Consider the following 289-nt stretch of genomic DNA (forward strand, 5'->3'; position numbering starts at 1 on the left):
ACGGATGAGGTGCGGGATCTCCGTCGCGAAGCGGGGGCGCTGAAGGAGGTCGTGGCTGATCTCGTCCTGGAGAACCGTCTGCTTAAAAAAAGCATGAGCGGGGCTGGGGGCGACGAGGCATGAGGTACCCGGCCTCCGAGAAGCTGGAGATCATCCGGCTGGTCGAGCAATCCCACCTGCCGGTGCGTGCCACCCTGGACAAGCTCGGCATCACCCGCTCGACGTTCTACCGCTGGTACGACGCCTACCAGCGCGGCGGCCCCGAGGCGTTGAATGACCATTCCTCAAG

Annotated in this window: 1 pseudogene; it reads left to right on the forward strand. The window is 64.4% G+C overall.

The features are described 5' to 3' along the window. A pseudogene (locus J7U37_RS25015) lies at positions 1-289 on the forward strand (helix-turn-helix domain-containing protein); the annotation flags it as partial.

The organism is Methylobacterium sp. 37f, from assembly GCF_023093475.1.
Lineage (GTDB): Bacteria > Pseudomonadota > Alphaproteobacteria > Rhizobiales > Beijerinckiaceae > Methylobacterium.